This window comes from Pedobacter miscanthi (assembly GCF_032678605.1).
In the GTDB taxonomy this organism is placed as follows: Bacteria; Bacteroidota; Bacteroidia; order Sphingobacteriales; family Sphingobacteriaceae; genus Pedobacter; species Pedobacter miscanthi_A.
Genome location: NZ_JAVTSU010000033.1, coordinates 1 through 24399, shown reverse-complemented (window position 1 = coordinate 24399; position 24399 = coordinate 1). Strand labels below are relative to the sequence as shown.

The 24399-nt window shown below is 36.7% G+C and carries 16 protein-coding genes and 4 tRNA genes; 13 read left to right on the top strand and 7 right to left on the bottom strand.

What is annotated here, in order from left to right; genetic code table 11:
* Nucleotides 1–31 precede the first annotated feature (31 nt).
* The 7 genes from R2R28_RS28035 to R2R28_RS28005 all read right to left on the bottom strand — a co-directional run bounded on the left by R2R28_RS28035 (nt 32) and on the right by R2R28_RS28005 (nt 7521).
* Nucleotides 32–1657, bottom strand: coding sequence for a peptide MFS transporter (locus tag R2R28_RS28035; RefSeq protein ID WP_316828972.1), 1626 nt, complete (start codon nt 1655–1657; stop codon nt 32–34).
* Between the two features lie 43 nt (nt 1658–1700).
* The gene (locus tag R2R28_RS28030; protein ID WP_316828971.1) at nt 1701–3362 is read right to left on the bottom strand and encodes a peptide MFS transporter; all 1662 of its coding nucleotides are present in this window, start codon (nt 3360–3362) and stop codon (nt 1701–1703) included.
* Nucleotides 3363–3458: 96 nt separating this feature from the next.
* On the bottom strand, nt 3459–4355 hold the full coding sequence (locus tag R2R28_RS28025) for a hypothetical protein (protein WP_316828970.1): 897 nt from the start codon (nt 4353–4355) through the stop codon (nt 3459–3461).
* Nucleotides 4356–4384: 29 nt separating this feature from the next.
* Nucleotides 4385–5560, bottom strand: coding sequence for an acetyl-CoA C-acyltransferase (locus R2R28_RS28020; protein ID WP_316828968.1), 1176 nt, complete (start codon nt 5558–5560; stop codon nt 4385–4387).
* 406 nt (nt 5561–5966) lie between these two features.
* Nucleotides 5967–6134: an Arc family DNA binding domain-containing protein gene (locus R2R28_RS28015; protein WP_064774750.1), complete on the bottom strand. Its 168-nt coding sequence runs from the start codon at nt 6132–6134 to the stop codon at nt 5967–5969.
* 2 nt (nt 6135–6136) lie between these two features.
* Entirely contained in the window at nt 6137–6658 is a 522-nt protein-coding gene (locus tag R2R28_RS28010) for a hypothetical protein (protein ID WP_316828967.1), read from the bottom strand.
* 5 nt (nt 6659–6663) lie between these two features.
* Nucleotides 6664–7521 (bottom strand): SPFH domain-containing protein, encoded by an 858-nt coding sequence (locus R2R28_RS28005; protein WP_316828966.1) that lies wholly within the window; start codon nt 7519–7521, stop codon nt 6664–6666.
* A 118-nt stretch (nt 7522–7639) separates the two neighbouring features.
* Here R2R28_RS28005 and R2R28_RS28000 point away from each other — a divergent pair, with 118 nt between their 5' ends.
* The 13 genes from R2R28_RS28000 (at nt 7640) to R2R28_RS27940 (ending at nt 24119) form a co-directional block, all read left to right on the top strand.
* On the top strand, nt 7640–9715 hold the full coding sequence (locus R2R28_RS28000; RefSeq protein ID WP_410479205.1) for an HD family phosphohydrolase: 2076 nt from the start codon (nt 7640–7642) through the stop codon (nt 9713–9715).
* A gap of 83 nt (nt 9716–9798) precedes the next feature.
* Nucleotides 9799–9885: transfer RNA gene (locus tag R2R28_RS27995), tRNA-Ser, on the top strand.
* Nucleotides 9886–9981: 96 nt separating this feature from the next.
* A tRNA-Pro gene (locus R2R28_RS27990) sits at nt 9982–10055 on the top strand.
* 51 nt (nt 10056–10106) lie between these two features.
* Nucleotides 10107–10180, top strand: a tRNA-Pro gene (locus tag R2R28_RS27985).
* A gap of 53 nt (nt 10181–10233) precedes the next feature.
* Nucleotides 10234–10307 (top strand) — tRNA-Pro (locus R2R28_RS27980).
* A 1223-nt stretch (nt 10308–11530) separates the two neighbouring features.
* Nucleotides 11531–12160 (top strand): RNA polymerase sigma-70 factor, encoded by a 630-nt coding sequence (locus R2R28_RS27975; protein WP_316828965.1) that lies wholly within the window; start codon nt 11531–11533, stop codon nt 12158–12160.
* 120 nt (nt 12161–12280) lie between these two features.
* Nucleotides 12281–13438 (top strand): FecR family protein, encoded by a 1158-nt coding sequence (locus R2R28_RS27970; RefSeq protein ID WP_316828964.1) that lies wholly within the window; start codon nt 12281–12283, stop codon nt 13436–13438.
* A gap of 55 nt (nt 13439–13493) precedes the next feature.
* Nucleotides 13494–17117 carry a SusC/RagA family TonB-linked outer membrane protein gene (locus R2R28_RS27965; RefSeq protein WP_316828963.1) on the top strand — a complete coding sequence of 1208 codons (3624 nt, stop codon included), beginning with the start codon at nt 13494–13496 and terminating at the stop codon, nt 17115–17117.
* An 11-nt stretch (nt 17118–17128) separates the two neighbouring features.
* Nucleotides 17129–18610 (top strand): RagB/SusD family nutrient uptake outer membrane protein, encoded by a 1482-nt coding sequence (locus R2R28_RS27960; RefSeq protein WP_316828962.1) that lies wholly within the window; start codon nt 17129–17131, stop codon nt 18608–18610.
* 10 nt (nt 18611–18620) lie between these two features.
* On the top strand, nt 18621–19481 hold the full coding sequence (locus R2R28_RS27955; RefSeq protein WP_316828961.1) for a putative zinc-binding metallopeptidase: 861 nt from the start codon (nt 18621–18623) through the stop codon (nt 19479–19481).
* Nucleotides 19482–19484: 3 nt separating this feature from the next.
* Nucleotides 19485–20909: a TlpA disulfide reductase family protein gene (locus R2R28_RS27950; protein ID WP_316828960.1), complete on the top strand. Its 1425-nt coding sequence runs from the start codon at nt 19485–19487 to the stop codon at nt 20907–20909.
* A 33-nt stretch (nt 20910–20942) separates the two neighbouring features.
* Entirely contained in the window at nt 20943–22568 is a 1626-nt protein-coding gene (locus tag R2R28_RS27945; protein ID WP_316828959.1) for a S8 family serine peptidase, read from the top strand.
* A 21-nt stretch (nt 22569–22589) separates the two neighbouring features.
* The gene (locus R2R28_RS27940; protein ID WP_316828958.1) at nt 22590–24119 is read left to right on the top strand and encodes an aspartyl protease family protein; all 1530 of its coding nucleotides are present in this window, start codon (nt 22590–22592) and stop codon (nt 24117–24119) included.
* The last annotated feature ends 280 nt before the right edge of the window (nt 24120–24399 follow it).

Here is a 24399-nt window from a genome sequence, read left to right as displayed (position 1 = left end):
AGCCGGGCTTTCTAAGTCATTATGTTTTAAATTAATCCAGAATATCCTGGTGCATCATTTTTTGCAGTTTTTTGGTAATTGCAAATAAGATTAAAGATGCGATTCCGGCCATCACCACAAACATCATAAAAAACTCGTACAACGAATTAATCTGGAAGCCCAATATAGATTGATATTCGAAAGGGATTTTTAAATCCTTCAATTTAGCCAGTTCCTGAGCATTTGGAACAACTGTTTTTGATAGAATGGGTTGCAGGTTAATTCCAGCATCGGCAGCCTGTTTAATTTCGGCAGTTCCCGGAGGATATAAACTACTTAAAATGCCGGCAAATTTGTTGGCAGCAGCATTTGCTAAAAACCAAACGGCCATTAACAGTGAGCCAAATTTTAATGGAGCCAGTTTATTTACTAAAGATAAACCGATAGGAGATAAGCAAAGTTCGCCACAGGTGTGTAAAGCATACATCCCGATCAACCACATCATGCTTACTTTAACCGATGATGATACATCTTTCACGCCAAAAGCAATCCATAAATAACCCAAAGCAAGTAAGAATAAACCTAAGGCCATTTTTGTAGGCGATGATGGTTCGTTTTTACCTAATTTAATCCATAGCCAGGCAAAAATGGGGGCAAATGTTACAACAAATATTGAGTTTAACGAAGCGAAAACACTTGCCGGTACGGTGATAAAGCCTAAATCTCTTTGGGTTTGCTCGGCAGCAAAGAAAGTTAACGAAGCACCGGCCTGCTCAAAAGCACTCCAGAAAAAGATTACGAAAAAGGCAACGATAAAAATTACACCAATACGCTGTTTTTCTATGTTACCTAATGATTTATCGGAGAAAATAATAAAAGCAATAAATAATACGGATGCTATTAACAGATAAGTTAAAAAGCTGAATACTTTAGCATCAATATAAAATAAACCAATCATTAATGCCGAAAAAGCAGCTAAACCTACACCAATAACCAATGGACTTATAGCTGCCTTTGGTGTACCTGCCGGCACAAGGCCAAGTTCTTTACCATCAGGCGCAACCACATATTTTTTCTGGAAAAGGATTTGCACCAAAACACCCAAAAGCATGGCTATTCCGCCAGCAAAAAATGCCCATTTAAAATCAACATTTTCACCTAAAAAGCCACAAACAATTGGTCCTAACGCACCGCCAACATTTATACCCATATAAAAAATGGTATAAGCCGCATCACTTCTTTTATCACCTTTTGGATATAACTGCCCCACCAGTGAAGAAATATTCGGTTTAAAAAAACCATTTCCCGCAATCATTAAGCCCAATCCCGTAAAAAACAGAAATGTAGAAAGCTGCGCATTGGTATTGTGGAAAGCGGCGCAGAAGAAAAGAACAAACTCCCCAAGTGCCATCATCAAACCACCTGTAATAATCGACTTTTTATTCCCCCAGTAACGGTCGGCAATGTAACCACCAATTAAAGGTGTTAAATAAACCAAGCCGGTATAACTACCATATAGGTTAGAGGCGAAAGCTTTATCAAATAACAAGACCTTTGTCATAAACAAAACAAGGATTGCCCGCATGCCGTAGTAATTAAAACGCTCCCACATTTCTGTGGCAAATAACACGTATAAACCCTTCGGATGGCCTTTAGATTGATTTGGTATTGATGTCATATTCAGTATTTTAGTTTGTTTGTTGTTTGAATGTGATGAAATTTTATTTAATGCCGTATGCTTTCATGATATTGTTTAACCATTTTAACAATACCAGGCCAATAATTGCTGAAGCCATTAAAAGGGAGAAGTTTACCCAAAAGAAATTGGATTTGTCTTCGTAAGTATCCCAAAGGGTAGCAAGCACGCCTGAAAGTTTATTGCCAATAGAGGTAGAAACAAACCAGCCACCCATCATTAATGAAGTGATGCGTACCGGGCTCAGTTTTGATACGAGTGATAAACCCATCGGACTTAAAAACAATTCGCCAATGGTAATAATGCCATAGGTGCCCATGAGCCAGAGCACCGAAACTTTTTCTGATCCGTTTTTGCCAATGTACACTGCAGTAATCATTACCAGAACAGAAATGGCCGAGATAAATATCCCGAATATAATTTTACTCGCCGTACTTGGCTCTTTTCCTCTTCGGCGCAGCCAGGTAAAAAAGGCAACAACCAATGGCGTTAAGAGGATTACCCATGCCGGATTGATGGATTGGCTTAAATTTGTGGCCCATAATTCTACATCGCCACCAGCCGCTGGCAGTTCTGCTGCGGGTATATTTTTGAAATAAACAGGGTAATTGTACTCTTTTTGTACTACACCATCTACTTTTTGCAAACGAAAAGCATGATCGTAAAGCGCCACGCTGTCTTTTTTGTAGATTAAATTCTGTGATAAACTTAAGTTTGAGAAGGTGTTTTTTGCAGTAGTGTTGGTGAGGCTCCTATCCGTGTAACGATCGGCCCAGGTGGTTAAAGCGGTTCCGTTTTGCTTAAATACCGCCCAGAATAATATTACAACCACAAAGATGGTTAATAAGGCTGCAATAGGCCGCTTTTCCTCTTTGCTGGCTTTAAAAAATAAAGTGCTGTAGAAATAAATAACCGGAAAACAGGCAAATATAAAAGCATCTGTACTGGTAGAACCCACCAGCGGGTGACCGATTAATTTGGTTGGCAATATCCACCCGATAACACCTGCAATAATTGATGGCAGGAGGATAAGTAGGCTGATTTTTAGGAACGACATATCCCCATCGGCCATTCCTTTTTTAATGTCGAATGCCCGGTAATGTTTAAGTCCGCTGATAAATACCGCTACGCCGATAAACATGCCTACACCAGCGGCCAAAAAAGCATATTCCCAGCCCAGCATAATGTATAAGGCCGCACCAAAAAAGTTGCAGATAAAAGCCCCCACATTAATACCCATGTAGAAAATATTATAACCATCGTCTTTTTTAGCTATATACTCAGGAGTGGAGTAAATATTACCTAATAAGGTAGAAATATTGGGTTTAAAAAAGCCATTGCCTAAAATAACCAGGGTCATGGCCAGGTAAAGCATTGGTAAGTTGTGCACACCCATTAAACAATAGCCTACACCCATCATTAAACCACCAATAATAATCGATTTGGCATAACCGAGGTATCTATCGGATAATAAACCGCCTAAAAAAGGTGTTAAAAATACCAAAGCAATAAAAGTTCCGTATAAATCGGCCGATTCTGCTTCAGTCATGGCGAAACCCGCTTTTACATCTTTTAAATAAAGTGTAAAAATGCCAATCATTAGATAGTAACCAAAACGTTCCCACATTTCTGATAAAAAAAGGAATTTTAAACCTTTAGGATGTTTAGTTTGGTTGGTTATGGGCATTTAAAAATTTTTTAAGGCGCAATATAGCGAGTGAAGGCCGTTCTGGCAAATTTTAAACGAGCTGACAGGTAAATGATTTGTTAAGATTGGTTAAAATCAGAATTTTCTAATGGGTTTTACATTTTTTTTGGGATCAGCATAAAGTTCATCGCTTGCATTGGGATCATTATTGAGTGTTAAATCTTCCTGCAGTTTTAATTTTCCGCCAATGATTTTAAAACCATCAAAGGTGCCATCGGATCCATAATATTCAAATTTGTCTTTTATCTCCGGATCAAATGAGGTCAGGTGATCAAATACAATCATTCCTGCTTTCTGATCCGTTTTTAGCGTCATCGCGTTTGATTTAGCATATTCAAAAACCATCCTGTTCTTGCCTTTTAATTCCTTTCCGTCAAAAACAGGAGCACCAAAAACAAGGTTTTCTTTATCGAAAGAAAGAATTTCGATTACCTTTTTATTGGTGATCTGGCTATTGCCTTTCCAACCTAACAGCACATAATAAGGCAAGCGGTTTCCGCTGGTTACCGGTACAATTTCATAATACCGGGCACCAAACCATTTCTGGTTATTGGTAATTGCGTTAGGATCGGAGATGTTTTCGGTTTGATCGATCAGGGGATAAAGTTTTAGCGGTCCACTTTTGGTATTCATCTGGATGGCACCGTAAAAACGGTAAGTGCCGTTTTCGAGTTGAACATACCAGCTCAAAATCCTGAAAGCCTGATCAGGCGATTTAATCACCGATATGTTTTTAAGCGAATCGAATGCGAAAGAAAATGAATTTGGTGTTTTTAAAGCTTCAACCAGGGTTTTTACAAACTTGCCGTTTACTTCCATTTTCTGGTCATCGCTTTGTGCAGCAACAGCGTTTGCTGATATTTTGATCAGCGTATCCTGAAAAACAACTAATTTATGAACAACCTGCTGTGCATTTAGTTTAAGGCACAGCAGGCCCGGAATTAAAAGGATGTAAAATTTAAAAAGCTTCATGCTGATCGAAGATAAATAAAATCTGCCGGTTATAATTTTTCAATTACCAGTGCACTCGCTCCGCCACCGCCATTACAAATGCCGGCAACACCTATTTTTCCATCGTTTTGTGCCAGTACCGACAGCAGGGTAACCACAATCCTCGCGCCTGAAGCGCCTAGCGGGTGACCTAAAGAAACTGCCCCGCCATTAACGTTTACTTGTTTATCGTTTAAATTCAATAATTGGTTATTGGCTAATGAAACTACAGAAAATGCTTCGTTAATCTCAAAAAAATCAACATTTTTAATATCAATATTGGCTTTATGTAAGGCCAAAGGGATTGCTTTCGAAGGTGCTGTGGTAAACCATTCTGGTGCTTGTTGTGCATCAGCATAACCTAAAATTTTGGCCAGAGGTGTTAAGCCCAATTCTTTTGCCTTATCGGCACTCATTAAAACCAATGCGGCTGCACCATCATTTAAGGTAGAAGCATTTGCAGCGGTTACCGTGCCATCTTTTTTGAAAACCGGTTTTAACGATGGTATTTTATCAAATTTAACTGCTGTAGGTTCATCATCTGTATCCACTAAAGTGATTTCGCCTTTACGGTCTTTTACTTCAACGGCGATAATCTCGCCAGCAAATTTACCCGATGTTTGTGCGGCCTGTGCTCTTTTATAAGATTCTATAGCGAAATTATCCTGTGCCTCACGGCTGATATTGCATTCTGTAGCACAAAGTTCGGCAGCAGATCCCATATGGTAATCATTGTATACATCCCAAAGGCCGTCTTTTACCAGTCCATCAGTAATTTGTCCGTGGCCTAAACGGTAGCCATTTCTGGCTTTATCCAGGTAATATGGTACATTACTCATACTTTCCATGCCACCCGCAACAATAATATCGTTGTCGCCATTGGCAATACTTTGGGCAGCAAGCATAATGGCTTTTGTACCCGATGCACACACTTTATTAATGGTAGTTGCAGGTAAATCAGGCAAACCGGCGGCTTTTGCAGCTTGTGTTGCTGGTGCCTGACCTAAATTAGCCGACAAAACATTGCCCATATATACTTCCTGAATTTGTTCTGGTTTTAATCCGGCTTTTTCGATGGCCGCTTTAATCGCGAAACCACCAAGCTGCGTAGCCGAAAATTGGGCTAATGAGCCTCCAAAACTTCCGATAGGGGTTCTTACAGCTGATACAATTACAACTTCTTTCATGTGCAAAATTTTTATGAATTTTTGGTTAGGCCGCTAAGTTAGTTAAACCTTGGAGGTTTCCAAAACCTGTATGATTTAAAAATAACGCAGAGAAAATGATTTTAGCACATTATAAAATAATAAAATTTTAGATGTTTTTTTGGAAAGGTGCTGTTGTAGCGCTTGGGGATTGTTAGGTACTGCTGTTCGCTGTAGCCCTCATGCTTCGGGGCGACAGCTACCATCAGGTTTAATTAACAAAAGTGGTGTTTCTTTGGGCGCCATTAAACCTGCCAGGTTTAGAATAGAAAAACGCTTGTGCTCGTTTCCAAACGAGTGCATCAATAACCACACGATTGTATCGTTGTAAACGATAAATTATTTCAACACTCGTTAAAAACGAACATTGGCACTGCAAGTCTAACTGCTACTCCTCCTTTGCCTTACCCTTTTTTCTCGATTTTATTGCCTGGGTAAGCAAAAACTCTATCTGCCCGTTGGTACTCCGAAATTCATCGGCAGCCCAGATTTCTACTTCTTTTAATAAAGCAGGACTAATTCTTAATACAAAAGCTTTTTTATCTTTCTCCGCCATTCTTATTGTATTGCCTGTATATTATACCTCGTTTTTAAATTAATCAGGAACATTTCCAGTTCCTCTATTTTATTTGAGCTGAACAAAAGTTTTTTGCCGTTTTTAAATTCAATCTGTAGACCTTTGTTTTTGTCGTTTAATAGATACGCTTTGTCGTTAAATTTAAACCAAAGCCTGCTGCGTAAACCAAATCCACCATAATCTCCTAAAGCATCATATTTATTGATATAAACTTTCTCCATATTGATCCAGTTTAATAACTTCAATTTTCTTTGAAATGGAAAATATTTGTAAGAAATGCCTTCGGTGCCGATCAGCAAAGTCATTTTGTTTTTTTGAAGCAGGTAAATGATTGCAAAAGGAAGAAACACTGCCCAAAATGGTGCAAAATAATTCGCTTTTAAAGTTTCAAAACTCATTCCGCCTTTATCAAAAAGTACAATACTCAGCACCATAATGGCATCAATGGCTAATAAAATATAAAGCCACCAAAGTTTTAAGCTTTGTTTCTCCTCAAATTTCATTATGCTTAATTATATAAAGTACCGGTATTTACCACAGGCTGTACATGGCGGTCGCCACAAAGTACCACCAACAAATTGCTTACCATGGCTGCCTTGCGCTCTTCATCAAGCTCAACAATTCCTTTTTGCGATAATTTCTCTAAAGCCATTTCTACCATACCTACAGCACCTTCTACAATTAATTTACGGGCTGCAATTACTGCTGTGGCCTGTTGGCGCTGTAACATGGCGCTGGCAATTTCGGGTGCATACGCCAAATGCGAAATCCGGGCTTCTAAAACTTCGATGCCTGCTCTCGACAAACGCTCGTTCAGTTCGTTTTCCAATAACTCGCTTACTTTATCGGCACCATCTTTTAAGGTGATGCTCGTTTCTTCACCTTCGGCATGATCATATGGGAAAATATTAGCAAGATGCCTTACAGCAGCTTCGCTCTGGATGTTTACATACTGCATGTAGTTTTCTACCGAGAAAACCGCTTTGGCCGTTTCGTTTACTTTCCATACCACAACGGCGGCAATCTCTATCGGGTTCCCCAGTTTATCGTTTACCTTTAATTGCTGTCCGTTTAGGTTGTTCGCTTTTAACGATAACCTTCTTTTAGCAGTTAATGGATTTACCCAGAAAAACCCATCGGCTTTTACTGTGCCGGTATATTTCCCGAATAAGGTTAGCACCATCGATTGGTTGGGGTTGATGATTAAAAAGCCCGGAAATATTAAAAATATATCCACAGCCAGTAAAATTCCTCCCCAGAGAAACATTTCGGTAACAAAACAGAAAATTGAAGCCGCCAATAATACAATGCTTATTGCGAAAGTTAAATACCCAGATGGTGGGCTGATGATTTTTTCTTGATACATAATTGATATTAATTTGATATCATAAAGTAAAATATAAAATCTGGTAATTGCAAACAAAATCCCTAAAATGTATATTAGATAAAAATGTTATTTTTGACATTACAATAATTATATCGTTTTGGCCAAAATCAAGAGAAATTCCCACAAGATCCTTTACCGGAAATATTCATCAAACCTGAAATATGTAATGATGGCGTTTACCGTTTTTATAATTACGCTGTTTCTTCCAAAACAACCAAGATTTAGATACGAGTTTGAAAAAAATGCAGTTTGGAAAAATAAGGATCTGATTTCGCCTTTTAGCTTTGCCATTTTAAAAACAAACCCACAGGTAAGTACAGATAAAAAGAATGCTTTAAAAGATATTTTGCCGGTTTACCAGTTAGATAAAGGCATTACAGCAACCGCATTGGATGAATTTGGTAATGAATTTGATATTAAATGGAAATCGAAGCAGCTTGATGAAAAAGGAAAAGAGGCCTATAAAACTGCTGCTTATCATCTGCTGCAACAAATTTATCAAAAAGGGATTATCGGACTAAATGTAAAACACCAGGCAGGCGGAAAAAATTACGATTTCTCTCTGCTAGAAAATAACGTTGCCCAGGAAAAAAATACGCAGGATGTTTTTACGGCTGAAACGGCGCTGAACTTTTTTAAAGATAATTTTAAAGCGCCCAACCCGGTAATGGGCGATCTGGTGGCAAACCTGGCCATTGATCATATTACCCCAAATATAGTATTCGATGAACGCTTAACACAAACGATACAGGATAATACCATCAATAACATTTCGACCACTAAAGGCATGGTGCAGAAGGGCGAACTGATTGTAGCCAAAAACGACGTAATTGATGAAGAAATTTATCAGAAGCTCGAATCGTATAAGGCTACTTATGATGCGCAGACGAAAACCATAGGCAGCAGGGCATTGGTTTACCTGGGACAAGTGGTGCTTGTGGGTTTTATCCTTACCATATTAATGTCGTTCCTTTTTCTTTTCAGGAAAGATATTTTTGCCGATAACCGCCAGCTTTCGCTAATTTTGATTGTAACCACCGGAATGTTGCTGGCCTTAACCTGGGCCATTAAAATGGAAATCCCGAGTTTATATTACATTCCCTTTTGCGTGGTACCCATTATCATCAGGATTTTATTTGATACGCGTTTGGCGCTTTACCTGCACATGCTGGTGATTTTGATTGCCGGTTTTTTTGTGGCCAACAGTTTCGAATTTGTATTTTACCAGGTTACCGCAGGCATGGTGGCCATATTCAGCATCAAAAACTTTGTTAAACGCGAAAGGTTTCTGGTTTCGGCTTTATTTATATTGTTGGCTTATTTTGTTTCCTTTGTAGGTATTGCCTTGCTGCGGGAAGGATCTTTTCGCGAAATAGAATGGATTAATTTTATTCCTTTTATTTTTAGTGTATTGTTATCACTTTTGGCTTATCCTTTAATTTACCTGTTCGAGCGTATTTTCGGTATCACTTCAGATGTGGCGCTGATTGAACTTACCAATACCAATAATAAACTTTTAAGAGAGCTTGCTTTTAAAGCGCCCGGAACGTTTCAACACTCGTTGCAGGTAGCTAACCTTGCTGAAGCTGCTATTTTTAAAATAGGTGGTAATTCGGTACTTGTAAGGGCAGGGGCTTTATATCACGATATAGGCAAGGTAGATAATCCGCAATATTTTATCGAGAACCAGAATACCGCCGTAAGTCCGCACGATAAATTGCCTTATGAGCAAAGTGCACAGATTATTATTCAGCATGTGCATAAGGGAATTGAGATTTTAAGAAAAAACCAGATTCCGGAAGCCATTATTGATTTCATCAGAACACACCATGGAAATACACGGGTTGATTATTTTTATCAATCGTTTTTGAAAAATTCTCCTGAAAAATTCGTCGATGAAAACATTTTCCGCTACCCCGGACCGATCCCTTTTAGTAAAGAAACTGGTGTGTTAATGTTGGCAGATTCGGTCGAAGCTGCCTCAAGAAGTCTGAAAAATCCCGATGCGCAGAACATAAATGACCTGGTTGAACGTATAATTAACTACAAATTGGAGCAAAATCAGCTTGATGATTGCGATTTAACGTTAAAAGATATTGAAACTATCAAATTGATATTCAAGACGATGCTGATGAGTATCTATCATGTGCGCATAGATTATCAACAATTATGATAATTTTTTTTTGCAGAATAACTTGTTTTACTATATTTGCAGACCTCAAAACAACGCCGGTAGGGCGAAAGAAAAGAGGATAAGGAGAGGTGCCTGAGTGGCCGAAAGGAACAGTTTGCTAAACTGTCGTACTGGTAACGGTACCGCGGGTTCGAATCCCGCCCTCTCCGCAGAAATAAAAATAAATGCAAATAAAAACGGAATTATCAATTTAAAATCGTCAATTTGCAATCCCTTCGAAAGAGGGAAAAAGAAGATACCAAGTTCGGGATGTAGCGTAGCCCGGTATCGCGCCTGCTTTGGGAGCAGGAGGTCGTAGGTTCGAATCCTGCCATCCCGACAAAAAGTTTATCCACTTTTAAAACAGGATTAAAAAAGAAGATACCAAGTTCGGGATGTAGCGTAGCCCGGTATCGCGCCTGCTTTGGGAGCAGGAGGTCGTAGGTTCGAATCCTGCCATCCCGACAAAAAGTTTATCTACTTTTAAAACAGGATTAAAAAAAAGAAGATACCAAGTTCGGGATGTAGCGTAGCCCGGTATCGCGCCTGCTTTGGGAGCAGGAGGTCGTAGGTTCGAATCCTGCCATCCCGACAAAAACAGATACAAACTGTATCAAAAACCCTCTAAATGGTTCATTTAGGGGGTTTTGTTTTTTTATTGGGTTTATAATGGGTTAACGAATATCAACCATTTTTAACCCAAATCTGCACCCAAATTTTCTTCTTAACATTGTCTTTTCAACGAAAACTGAAATTTATTACAATTATTAATTTTTGGACAACAGACCAGATCGTTGCCGTTTTAGCTGTTTTTTGGGTGCAGATTTGGGTTAAAAAATAGGAGAAGATTTTATGAAATCTAGCCACAGTTTTAGCGTCACTTTCTTCGTTAGAAGGGACAGGGAGGCCTTTGGGAAGGCTCCGTTATCAGTTAGAATTAATCCTCTTTTCCTAAAATCAACGATTTGTGTTTACGCTATGTATGAGCATGTTACTATACCTTTGAAGGTTATATTTTGCTATTTGCTTTATTGTTATTGTATGGAGCCGAAGGGATTTGCACCTAGTGCAAAAAATCAACGTTTAAATAGTATTTGAGGCTGTTTTGTAATTCTACTCATTGAATTACTCACTATTTTTTTAATACGTTTTAGCTGCAATTGCTATAGCGTAAATATAACCATTCTCTTTAAAAATTAAAAGCAATTTAGATTACTAATCATTAGGCGGTTCGACTCCGGCACTGGGTACATTTTTTCTTAGGGATCCTCAACGGGATCCCTATTGATTTTACAATAGAATTACATTTAGAAAATTCGTTTATGTTTTAGGATTTTAGAAATGCTAAGAATTCGTATCAGTAATCCAGATTTTTTGCCTTAAATATAGTGTCGTTTATATTTACAATCTTACAATCGACCAAATATCCATCAAGTGAAGAAACTATCAAGTTTGCGTATTCGAGTAATATTTCTCTATATCCTTTCGCTTAACTAAATATTGAATCATTTTTGACTTAAACTGAATGGTCTCGTATCCGCTATTAGAAAACTCTCAGAAACCAATAAATCGTATACTATCTGTTATTCGTTCATCGAAAACCAATCATCCAGAGGCAGATTTGAAAGAAAGAGACGCTAAGCAGTGGATTTGATTTTTTTTAACTGAGCGAAAGACGGCAAAGCAAACATAAATAACAGTGTCCACCTTTAGGGTAATTCTAATTTAAATACTTAAATTTCATGTTTGATAGTCTAAATAGTGTTTAGCAATTTGTTTTTTTTTTTTATTTAAACTAAAAATGATTAATTTCTAGTGTTTTACATCACTTTAATTATTTTTACCAAAGTTATTCCTGAAAATCACAACAATATAGAATATAAGTTGGCAGAATATTTTGATATAGCCTCATTTGAAAACTTGTTTAAAAGACATTATAAGTTTTTAGTGCTCGTTGCTTATCAAATTTCTAAAGATGAAGCTGCCGCAGAAGATATTGTTCAGGATTTCTTTATTCATTTTTGGAATAGGAGAAATGAAGTTCAAATTGAGACTTCTTTCCAATCTTATGCTACTCGAGCGGTAAAAAATCTTTCTTTAACGTATCTAAAAAAAATACCCAATTCTGTAGAATTAACAGATCAAATATCTGCTGCTCTTCAAAGCAATTATTTAGAAGAGGAAGAAGCATTGCAGTTTAAAGAAACTGCAGATGAGAAAGTTTTGGGCCTGGTGAATTTACTTCCTGAAGATCGTAAAAAAGTGTTCCTGCAGTATGTTGTTGATGGCTTAAGCTATGCTGATATCGCAAAGACCAACAATATTTCTATTAATACGGTTAAAACGCAAATGAAAAGGGCATACGCTTTTCTAAAAGCCAAAGCTTCAGAAGACCCGCTTTCAGTGATCTTTATCGCTATCTTATTGGGTAGAAGCAAATTCTAATCCAAATATAAAATTTTATTTTATTGATAATCAGTTAATTGTAAATCATTTAATGATTTATTAATATTGCTGTCACCCTAAATTAACTTAAGCTATACTATATATTAATCCATCTGAGAAATGAGCGTAAAAGAAAATATCTGGGTTCAAGTTATCCAACAGTTAAACAACAACGAGTTGCCAAATCAGCAGTTAATGGATCAACTGAGCCCCGAGGAAAGAGATTTAATTGATGCCTTACAGGCTGATAAAATGATTGCAGGTGCAAATAATTTGATAAATACTATTAACGAAGATTCGGCATGGAACAAAGTTCGTTCTAATCTCCCAGCCAAAACCATAAAGTTAATGCCTCGATTATTGCGTTATGCAGCTGTTCTTTTGTTGCCCATGTTCCTTTTGGCTGGTGGGATTTTTTATTATGCTAAAAACAATCAGCCTGTGGGGTTGAGCTTAGCAAAATTACAACCAACCGATCATAATAAGGCTACGCTTGTTTTAGCTGATGGAAGTGAAGTTGAGCTTTCTGAAAATCCGAACAAACAATTAGCTGAAATTGCTGGAACAAGCATCACTAATAAAAACAAAGAATTATTAAGTTATAAAGCAGACGGTACAGCTACTGGTAAACAGGTTTTCAATAAGTTAATTATCCCTCGTGGAGCAGAATATAAATTGGCTTTGGCAGATGGAAGTACGATAATGATTAACTCGGCTTCAGTGCTTCGCTTTCCGGTAAATATTAATGCAGCGAGCTCTCGCGATGTTTATTTAGAAAAGGGAGAGGCTTATTTCCAAGTGGCTAAAAATCCAAATAAGCCTTTTATTGTTCATGCAACTGGTATGGATGTAAAAGTATTGGGAACCACCTTTAATGTGAATACTTATACCAAAACAACACGTACCACTTTGGTTGAGGGTAAAGTAGAGGCCAAATCTGCCAATAACCAAACCACCATTTTAGTGCCAAACCAACAGGCAATATTTAACCAACAAACAAATACCTTAACCAAAGCAGATGTTGATGTTTTGCCTTATGTAGCGTGGGCAAATGGAAAAATTGTTTTCGAAGAAGCTTCGCTCGGTGAAGTAATGGATCAATTGAGCTTGTGGTATGATTACGATGTGGAATTCCAATCAGAGAAAATTAAGCAAATTCATTTCTCGGGAGAGATTGAAAGATACAGTGATATAAAAGTCATACTCAATATTATAGAACAAACAGGAGGAGTGAAGTTCAGCATTAAAAACAGGAGGATATATGTAGATCAACGTTAAACACGACATCTAGCTAAACCAAAATCAAAAAATCAACCAAACTATTCAAAACTAAATGAAAAAATATTTACAAAATTATTTTTCGCCTGGATTAAGCTTTTTAACGAAAACGATAAGTGCCGCAATCTGTGCAATTATAATTTTTGGCTTTTCTGCAAAAGCACAAAGCCCAGCTAACATTTCCATTAATGTTAAAAATGCCAAACTATCTGATGCTGTAAAAACAGTAAGCAGACAAGCGAAAATGCAATTTTTTTATAACGCCGATCAATTAGATAAAAATCCAAGAGTTACGGTATCACTAAAAAATAAAAGCTTAAGTGCTGTTCTAACTGCACTTTTAAACGGAACGGATATCACTTTCGTTATCGATAAAGATGTGGTTATCTTCAAAACCAAAGCAGTTTCCACATCGGGTGGACCATCCATTTCTCAAAAAAAAATCAGATTAACAGGTAAAATTACTGATGACAAAAACCAGTCTTTACCGGGTGTTTCTATTCAAGAGGTTGGTGAAAAAAATGTGACTTCGACTGATGAAAACGGTAATTATGTGCTGTTAGTAAATGACAATAGCTCAATTAAATATCAATACATCGGCTTTAAACCTTTGGTAAAACAAGTAAATGTAAATGCTACGATAGACGTTTTAGTTTATAATATTAAACTAGAAGAATCAGCGCAAGGTCTTGATGATGTTGTAGTTACAGGTTATCAGAATATTGCTAAAAGAGATTTTGTGGGTGCTATAGCTTCGGTAAAAATGGAAGATATTAAAGTGGCTGGAACCAATCAGGTAGATAAATTATTACAAGGACAACTACCAGGTGTTGCGGTTACCAATTCTTCGGGCTTAATTGGTTCGAAACCGAGAGTAAGGGTTCGTGGTACTTCAACTTTGTTAGGTAACCAAGAGCCAGTTTGGGTGGTAGATGGAATTATTCAGGAAGATGCAGTTCCGTTTGATTATCAACAGCTTAATTCTTTAAATGCTCAATCTTCTAACGATGCCATTAAAAACTTGGTTGGTAGTACTGTAGCTTTTTTAAATGTTGAAGACATACAGGATATTACAGTTTTAAAAGATGCAGCCTCAACTGCTATTTATGGTGTAAAGGCGGCAAATGGTGTAATTGTAATCACAACCAAAAAAGGAAAAATTGGTAAACCATCTATCAACTATTCTACAAATTTTACGACATCGCAAAAGCCAAATTACGGGATGTTCAATTTGATGAATTCTAAGGAACGGGTAGATGTATCGAGAGAAATTTATGCCAAGGGTTTACAGTTTGGCGTAACACCAGATCCGATTTCTTACGAAGGTTTGGCCACGAGCTTATTTGATAAAAAAATAACGCAAGAACAATTTGTTGCGGGAGTAAATAAATTAGAAACAACCAACATGGATTGGTTTGATGCTTTGTTTCAAACGCCGATTAGCCAAAACCATAGTTTGAATATTTCAGGCGGATCAGATAAAACAACCTATTATGGATCTGTTGGTTACCTGAACGATAAAGGTAATAGCAATGGTAATGAGCAAAATCGTTATACGGCATCAGCCAATATTAATAGCAGTTTAACTGATAATTTAAAAATTGGATTAAAATTAAATGGATCAAAAAGTACTACAAGTGGATTTTATCAGGTAGATCCTTTTAAATATGCTTACAATACCAGTAGAACTATTCCTGCTTATAATGAAGATGGTTCTTATTATTTTTATACGGCACCTAATACTACAACAGGTTCGTATAACTATAATGCTTTGTACGAATTATCGCAAACAGGCAATACCAATAAGCTTACTACCATTAACATGGCTGCCAATTTAGATTATAAATTTTTAAAGGATTTTAACTTTCAATCTTTATTTGGTTATGGATATACACAAACAGCAGCAAATACTTTTGCTACAGAAACCTCAAATAACATTACTGTTTTAAGAGGTTATGCATATGGAAGTGCTTTGCCAGGGTCTATTGCTTATTTAGGTTCTCAACTTCCAATCGGTGGAATTTATAATAGCTATGGGATGAGCAACCAAACGGTAACAGTAAGAAATAATTTAAGCTATGCCAAAACCTTGAGGGGAAATAAAGATAACTTTAACGTAATGGTGGGCCAAGAAGTAAGAAGTTCAAAATATGATGGGCTAAACCAAACTAATTATGGTTATATGCCAGATAGGGGACAATCTTTTGCTCAAGTTCCCTTAACTATTACCAATTCAGGCACCACATCAAGCAATCCGCTTTATGCCTACACAATCCCTGTAATAACGGATCGTGTTTCTAATTATGTATCTTACTTTGCTACAGCTACTTATAACTTTAACCAAAAATATGTAATTAACGGAAACGTTCGTACAGATGCTTCTAACCGTTTTGGTCAGTATTCTAACCACAGGTTTTTGCCAGTTTGGTCTATTGCCGGAAAATGGAATATTGCTGAAGAGCATTTATTTGAAAACTGGACTTGGTTAAACCAACTTTCTGCAAGAGTAAGTTACGGTTTTCAGGGGAACGTAGCAGAAAATTTCAGCCCTGATTTAATTGCTCAAATCCCTACTGGTACTGCTTCAATCAGTCCTGTTTCTGGCGAGGGTATTTTAAATATTAAAAGTTTAGCATATCGAGATTTACGTTGGGAACGTAACAAAACGGTCAACTTAGGGCTAGATTTCGCATTTTTCAAAAATAGACTATCAGGAACTTTCGATTACTACATTAAAAAAGGATACGATATTATTGTTCAGAAAACGATTCCATTAGAATATGGCTTGTACACCATGCCAATTAATGCCGGGAATGTGAATAATAAGGGATATGAAATTTCATTGAATTATGCGGCAATCAGAAATAAAGATTTTTCATGGAATGTTGCATTCAATACTTCAAAGGTTACCAATAATGTAATTAGCTCGGGTGCAATTTCCTTAACCGATTGGAAAACTGCCGCATCTGGTGGTTTATATAAAGAGGGTTATGCCTCATCGGCCATTTGGTCGTTTGATTTTGCAGGTTTAGATCCAGTAAATGGAAATCCGACATTTAACAATCTAAACGTGGCTACCAACCCTGCTGCCGTTAGTGATGTAACAAAAGCAATGGTTTATTCGGGTCAGCTCGATCCGAAATTTACAGGTGGCTTAACCAATAATTTTAGGTATAAATCATTTACTTTAAACACATTCTTATACATCAGTACAGGTAATGTAAAAAGATTAGCAGCACTTTATCCAACAGCAACATCAGCCAGCTCAGCGCCGTATTCTTTTCAAAATCTTTCTGGCGAATTGGTTAATAGATGGCGGCAACCGGGAGATGAGGCCAATACCAATATTCCAAGTTTACCAACTGCAGGAGCACAATCATCAACAAGTTTAGCCGTACCTGGAAGTTCGGCTTTAGAATATTCGAGGTTACTGTACGATTATTCCAATATCAGGGTTGTAGATGCAAGTTTTGTGCGTTTAAGGAATTTGGCGTTCGGCTATATTGTTCCAAATAAACAAGCAACTAGGTTAGGCATAAAATCATTGCAACTAATGGCTTCGGTTACCAACTTATTTTACATTGCTGATAAGCGATTGAATGGCCAAGATCCAGAAGTAAATGGAAATAGCCTGCCAATACCTAGAACCTATTCTTTATCCTTAAATGTTGGTTTATAATAAATACAACGATGAAAAAATTTTTTAAAATTATATTGCTAATCTGTTTAACTGTAAATTTTACGGCCTGCAAAAAAGGCTTTTTGGAAGAGAGCAGCCAGGATCTAGTTCGTCCGACCACAACGGCTGCACTAAATCAATTAATGATGGGTGAGGCTTATGCCTTATCAGCAACTTCTAATATTAACGATTATTTAGATTTATTAACTGACGACATTCAATCAGACTTCAACGCAAATTCGACGATTGTAGCGGGTTTAAATAAATATGCACCAGTTTATACCTGGCAGCGGAACATGATTGATAAGCTTATTGAGGTTTCGCCAACTTATAGCAATACCTGGTACAACTATTATGCGAGAATAAAAGGTTGTAATATCATATTGGATTATGTTGATGGAGTGGAAGGTCCTGCTGCTGAAAAAAGTAATCTCCGCGGACAAGCCTTAGCGCTTAGATCTTTCTATTACCTTAATTTGGTCAATCTTTTTGGCAAACCTTTTACCGGAACTAATGTAAGCCCGGCTACAGATCTTGGCGTGCCACTTATCTTATCTTCAGAAGTATCAGATAACCCCATTGGTCGATCGAGCGTTGCAGCTGTTTACGCACAAATAGAAAGCGACTTGAAAACAGCAATTCCCTTGTTAGATGCGAACGGTTCGGCTAATACAGTTTATAGATTTAATGGCACAGCAGCAAGGTTTTTGCTTTCGCGGGTGTACTTATACATGGGGAATTGGGATGAAGCTATTAAATATGCTGATGCTGTAATTGCTTCAAAGCCAACATTAAAACAATACAATGAAATAGCCACAGGAACATTGTTTCCAATTTCTTATGGCGTTACTTCGCCAGAGGTAATATGGGGTTATGGTAGTTCTACTGAATTAACACCTATGCCATTTGGGTTGGCTTCGGGAGTTGCAGCTAAGGCCGCGTTCTCTATTTCAGAAGCATTTTTAAGTACATACGAAAATGGCGATTTAAGACCAACTTATAGTTTCAGGTCAACCGCTTACTTAACGAGTGTAATCGTAAGTTATAAATCAGGATCGGCAAAGTACAATACTGCAAATACGTCAATCAGTAATGGTAAAGCATTTAGAACAGCAGAAGCTTACCTTAACCGTGCCGAAGCCTACATTCAGAAAGCGATTGCTGGCGATGCATCGGCAACTTCAAAAGCCCTTGCCGATATTAATTTATTACGTTCAAATCGAATTAGAACAGCGAATTATTTACCTATTTCAATAGCTGATCCACAGGCGTTATTTACTTATTACAAAGCGGAACGTAGACGCGAACTGTGTTTGGAAGATCATCGTTGGTTCGATCTGCGTCGTTGGGGTAGGCCGAGTATGTCACACACGATTCAATTGATTGCAGGTTCCCCTCAAACCATCACTTTAAACGAAAATGATAGTCGCTATACTTTAGATGTTCCAAATGAAGCGCTAAAACGTAATCCTAACCTTGTTCAAAATCCTTAATTCGATAAAGATGAAAACCATAAAAAATTTAATCTTAATAGCTTTGCTTTGCATTTCTGTTTTAGGATGTAAAAAAACTGAAGAGGCATTGGAGCCATCAGCTATCGATGTACAGTATAAATTACCACAAGGCAATCATGATTATGATCCGGCTTTGGTTACGCTTAACCAAAAATATGGCACATTTTTCCTTTATAAATGGAACGCTGTCGATTTTGCCTCAAATCCTGTTTACATTGCTGGTGGTTTTAACGAAACCTATACTGCAGATATTGCAGATGAAGCTTACGTTGGAAAAGTGTTAGCCTTTGTACAGAAAAATTGGTTAAATCATTATTCTGATGCATTTTTAAAAGCTAATCTGCCATTTAAAGTTCTACTCGGACAGAATTTGAGAATGAAAGCCTCTGCAACTACGAATTATACCATCTTGTCTAACTATAATCAAATTACGTTAAGCAATTTTTCTGCTGATTTTGATGCGATGACCGATGCGCAAAAGAAAACGTATGTAAATAACATTCATACAGAGTTTTTCAACTTCATTTTCAATAGAGGGAAATTAGATATCCCAACAGAATTTGGCTTGGTTACCAATTATACCACTGCAGCATCTGCAACAACTTACTATTCATTAGGTTATGTATCTTATGTCGTGGCTCTGCAGGCCGATAAATTGAATAAAGATTTTCTTTCGTACATCGCATTAATTACTTCAAAAACGAAAGCAGAGCTAGATGCCTCGATATTGAAATCTACAACAGATACAGGCGGTTTAATCAAAAAGAAATACGATATCATTATCAATTATTACAAAACTAAATACAATATCGATTTACAAGCCATTGGCAATGCAGGCGTAATCAATTAAATTATGAAGTTAAAAGGTTTAGGTTTAATGGTGGTGGTTTTATTTACACTGCCAGTTTATGCCTCAAAAGTTATCGGAAGCAGGGTGGGCGCAAATGAAAAATCAGCAGGTTTCTTTATTGAGGCTTTTTCATCAAAAGGTAGGGTTTTATATAAATCAATTAAACTAGATGAAAATGGAAAGTTCGAAATAGATTTTGTATCGAACGAACCATTAGTTTACTGGATTGATAACTATCCGGTTTTTGTTAAACCAAATGAAGATTTGGAAATTGTTCTGCCTGAAAAAAGATCCAATGTTTTTGTTTTAGGTGGAGATAATCAGCAAAAAAGTATAGTAACAACCGATCAAAAAGGAAGTGCAAATATTCAGATTGCTGGAAAATCATTATTTAATAACTTGATGATTAGCGAAATCGAAACATCATGGGGGAATTTTGTTAAGGAGAAAAAAGGCCTTCAAACGGTAGAAGAAATAAATGGCCAATATGGGCTTACATCTAAGCTTATTAAAAGTTCTAAAGATGCAGAGGTTAATAAGTATGCCACTTTCTACAACAATTTCCGTTTTCTTGAATCTAAAATTCAATATTTAAGAACACATCCTGAGCGAAAGGTAGATAAAAATTATTTTGATGTTTTGAATAAGATTTCGCTTAGCGATCCGGCCGTAAACTCCTTAAAAATAATAGGTTTAAGGGCTTTGGTAAATAATTATTATGCGTTCTTAAAACTTAGTCAAGGTGCGAAAATTACCGACGATGATTTGTCTGACAATGGTTCTATCGGTAAAATGGATTATCTGCTTAAAAATGCAAGTTCAGAAAGAATAATTAATGAGGAGCTTAATCAAAGTATTATTTATCACTTATCGATAAAAGGCTGGAACCCAGAATTGGATAAAATAATGGTGGCAGCTATTGAAAGAATTACGGATAGTGCCGCAAAGAAAAACTTAATCGAATTAAGAGAGAAGTATAGCAAGGTTTCTAAAAATGCCATCGCTCCGGCTTTTTCAATTCCTGATGCTGCTGGTAAGCTGGTAAACTTAAACGATTTTAAAGGTAAAGTTGTAGCCATTGATGTTTGGGCAACTTGGTGCATTCCTTGTATGCATTCCCTGCCTTATTTCTTAAAGCTTCGCGATAAATACAAAGATAATCAAGATGTGGTTTTCATGTCTATTTCTACTGATAATGCAAAATCAAAAGAAAAATGGCTTGCCTTTCTAAAATCTAAAGGAATGAACGGTATCGATTTGCATGCTGGTGACGAAACGGCAACCCCATTTGAAAAAGCTTACAATATTACCGGAATCCCGAGATATATCTTAATCGATAAACAAGGTAAAATTATTGAGGATCATGCACCGCAGGCATCAGAACCTGAATATGAAGCCCTTATACAAACCGCTCTACAAACAAAATAACGTTAAGAGAACAGAACCAAAATCAATTTAAAGATGAAAAAAATTAGCAGACTATTTTTAGTCTTATTGCTACCGCTTTGCTTAAACGCACAGCAAAAAGTAGATTTTACAGCCGCTAAGAAAAAAGAATTGTTTACACATCATCCTCAAAATTGGCATTTGCTTTCCATCGAAAAGGATAGTGTTTATGGTACGGAGGTAAATAAGGCCTATGCTGAAATTTTAAAGGGTAAAACTGCTAAAAAAGTTGTGGTAGCCGTAATTGATGCTGGTGTCGATATAAAACACGAAGATTTAAAGTCGGTAATATGGACAAACCATAACGAAATTCCTGGAAATGGAATTGATGATGATCATAATGGTTACGTTGATGATGTTCATGGATGGAATTTTTTAGGCAGTGCCGATGGAAAAACGAATATCGAATTTGCAACGAGCGAAGATGATCGAGAGTTTGTTCGCTTAAGTAAGCTTTATGAACATGTAGATACTACAAAATTAAATGCTGGCGATAAAAAATATCTTAATCAGGTAAAAAGAAAATCATCGCTGGCGCAATCTATAAGAGCCTTAGGAAGTGCTGAAGAATTGGCCAGTAAAATAGATTCAGTAGATCGTTTTCTTAAAAAAACATTTCCCAACAAAATTATCACGGTTCAGAATTTGTACGATACCAAGCCAGAGTTTACAGAAGATAAACAAATGGTTTTATTGTATGAAATTTTGAAAATGAGGGCACAGGCATTAAAATACAATCCAAATCTGCCAGTTAATTTGGTTTATAAATTTGGTGATTTTACGGTTGAGGCAGCTAAGAAAAACTTACAGCAACAATATATCTCGTCTTCAAAAGATAACAGAGAAATAATTATGGCTGGTTTAAAGCCAGGCCAAAATTGGGGTAATGGACAATTAAATTTTAGTAACTCTGATCATGGTACGCATGTAGCTGGTGCAATTGGGGCCGATAGAGCCAATAATATTGGAATAGAAGGAATTGCTGATGATGTAGAAATTATGCCTATTCGTGTGGTTGTTCCGCAAGGCGATGAATATGATGAAGATGTAGCTAAAGCAATTCGGTATGCGGTAGATAATGGCGCAACTTTAATTAATATGAGTTTTGGTAAACGGGTTTCGCCACATAAAGCGCTTGTAGATGATGCAATTGAATATGCGGAGAAAAAAGATGTACTGATTGTTCGTGGTGGTGGAAACTTTACAGAAAACGCCGATCAATTTATTTTTTATCCCTCTCAATTTTATAACAACGGCAAAAAAGCAAGTAACGTTATTACGGTAGGCGCAACAAGTCCGGCAGGCGAAATTATGGGTTTTTCTAATTTTGGTAAAAAATCAATCGATCTATTTGCACCAGGTTTTGATGTGTACTCAACTGAAATGAATAATAAATACTCTGGCATGCATGGTACAAGTATGGCCTCGCCTGTTGTTTGCGGTATTGCAGCATTAATACGTTCTTATTACCCAAAATTATCAGCATCAGAGGTGAAAAATATCCTAATGCAAACGGTAACCATTATTCCTGTTGAATTGCAAGGGAAATTAAAACTGCAAGATCTTTCTGTTTCAGGAGGAATAGTAAATGCTTATCAAGCGCTTAAATTGGCCGATATACAGTCAAAACAAACAAAGTAGTCAACTGAAATTAAAGATAAAATGAAAAAGATTCTATTTTTTGCATTTGTAGGTTTAGCAAAATTATGTTCAGCCCAAATGCAACCAACAGATGTTCAGATAAAGTATGCATTAACTGTTTTTGGCAAAAGCTTAAAGGCTCACAATTTACAAGATATTGGAAGTATGCTTGATGAGACTTTTCATGTAGCCGAATTTAGAGATCAGAATTTGAAGAATGTTTTGCCACAGTTAATTAATCCTGTTCAATTGGATACGGTTTACTATGGCCAGATCATAAAAAAGAATGACCGTATTTATGCTCAACAAACTGCAGTGCCGAAAAGTGGACCAAAAATGGTTTCCTGGGTACGCTTAAACAAATATTTAATGTTTGAGCGAATTGGTCATTTTGAGCAGTTAATGGGAATGGCCGACCCAATTGCCCAAGAACTTTTGCCTGCTAAATTACTTTCTACGGTTCCGGTGCAACGTTCATCAGGAATGATGTTTGTTCAAATTTCTATTAATGGTAAGGTTTACGACTTTTTATTTGATAGTGGTGCCGGTGCAACATCTTTAAATAAAGAACTTGCAGAAAAATTAAATTTTAAGGCCAGTCAAAATAAAACAGATATTAAAACTGCAGGCAATGGTGGAAGTTTTAATACCATCGATACTTTAAATATGAGTTTAGGTGGTGCTAAAGTTCTGGGTAAACAAGTTGTAATTGCCGATTTAACAGGTTTGCAAAATGCAGTAGGTCATAAAATGGACGGAATAATTGGCTTTGATTTATTGAAAGATTATCAAGTTGCTGTAAATCTTGATGATAGCAAGATGGATATCTACTCATTCGGAGATTTAAAAGATTCTTACAAAAATGTTTTGCCTATTACGCTAAGTGGAAATATCCCAAAGGTAGATGTAGTTTTAAATGTAAATGATGTCGATTATAAAACCCGCTTTACTTTTGATAGTGGCGCTGGCGGAGCCATTTATGGTAATTACTTCTTAAACGCATATACTTTGGGTTTAATCAATAAACTTAAACACAAAAGTAGCTCTGCCTCTATGGATTTAAGTGGTGCTATTTCCAAATCAGAGGTTGGAATGGTTAACAGCATATCAGTAGCTGGCCTTAAGGTTAAAAACCCTACAGTGGCTTTAGATTTACCCGCAGAAAAATTGCCTTATGGATTTACGCAACACGGTTTAATGGGGATGGCCATTATAGGGAAATTTAATTTATTGTTTAATTATAGTCTTGGTTATATAGCCGTTACTCCAAATGAAACATTTGAAACGCCTTTGGTACCACTTTATGCTTTGGGAGTAGGCTTTCAAAAAGACGGTGATAAGTTCGTAGCCAAAAGTGTGGAAGAAAAAGGTTTAGCGTATCAAGCTGGATTGAGAAAAGGAGATGAGCTTTTGAAAATTAATAATGTTGCACCAGAATCTGTTGATCAGATTACACAACAATTAAGGAGCCTGGCTAAAACCAAAGTTCCGTTGGAAGTGAGTCGCAACCAACAAAAAATAAAAATCGAACTGAAGAAGTTTGACATTTAGATTTTCCTAAACCTTCAAACATTTTTTTTGTATGAAGTTCTCGAAATTAAAATGTCAAGTTTTTTGGTTCAAAGTTTCCCGGTAAAGGTTTTCTTGAAAGTGTTATTGCTAAAATTTTATGCTCAATTATATAAATCCTTTCAACTTTAAATCATCCACTATTGGTTCTATAAGCAATAGAAAGGCTTTCAAGTATTGAAAGTAATCCTGCTTATCGGTACTAACCGGGCTCAAGCCCAAAACCTTAAAGGGTTGCTCGTTAAAAAGCAACCCTTTTTGG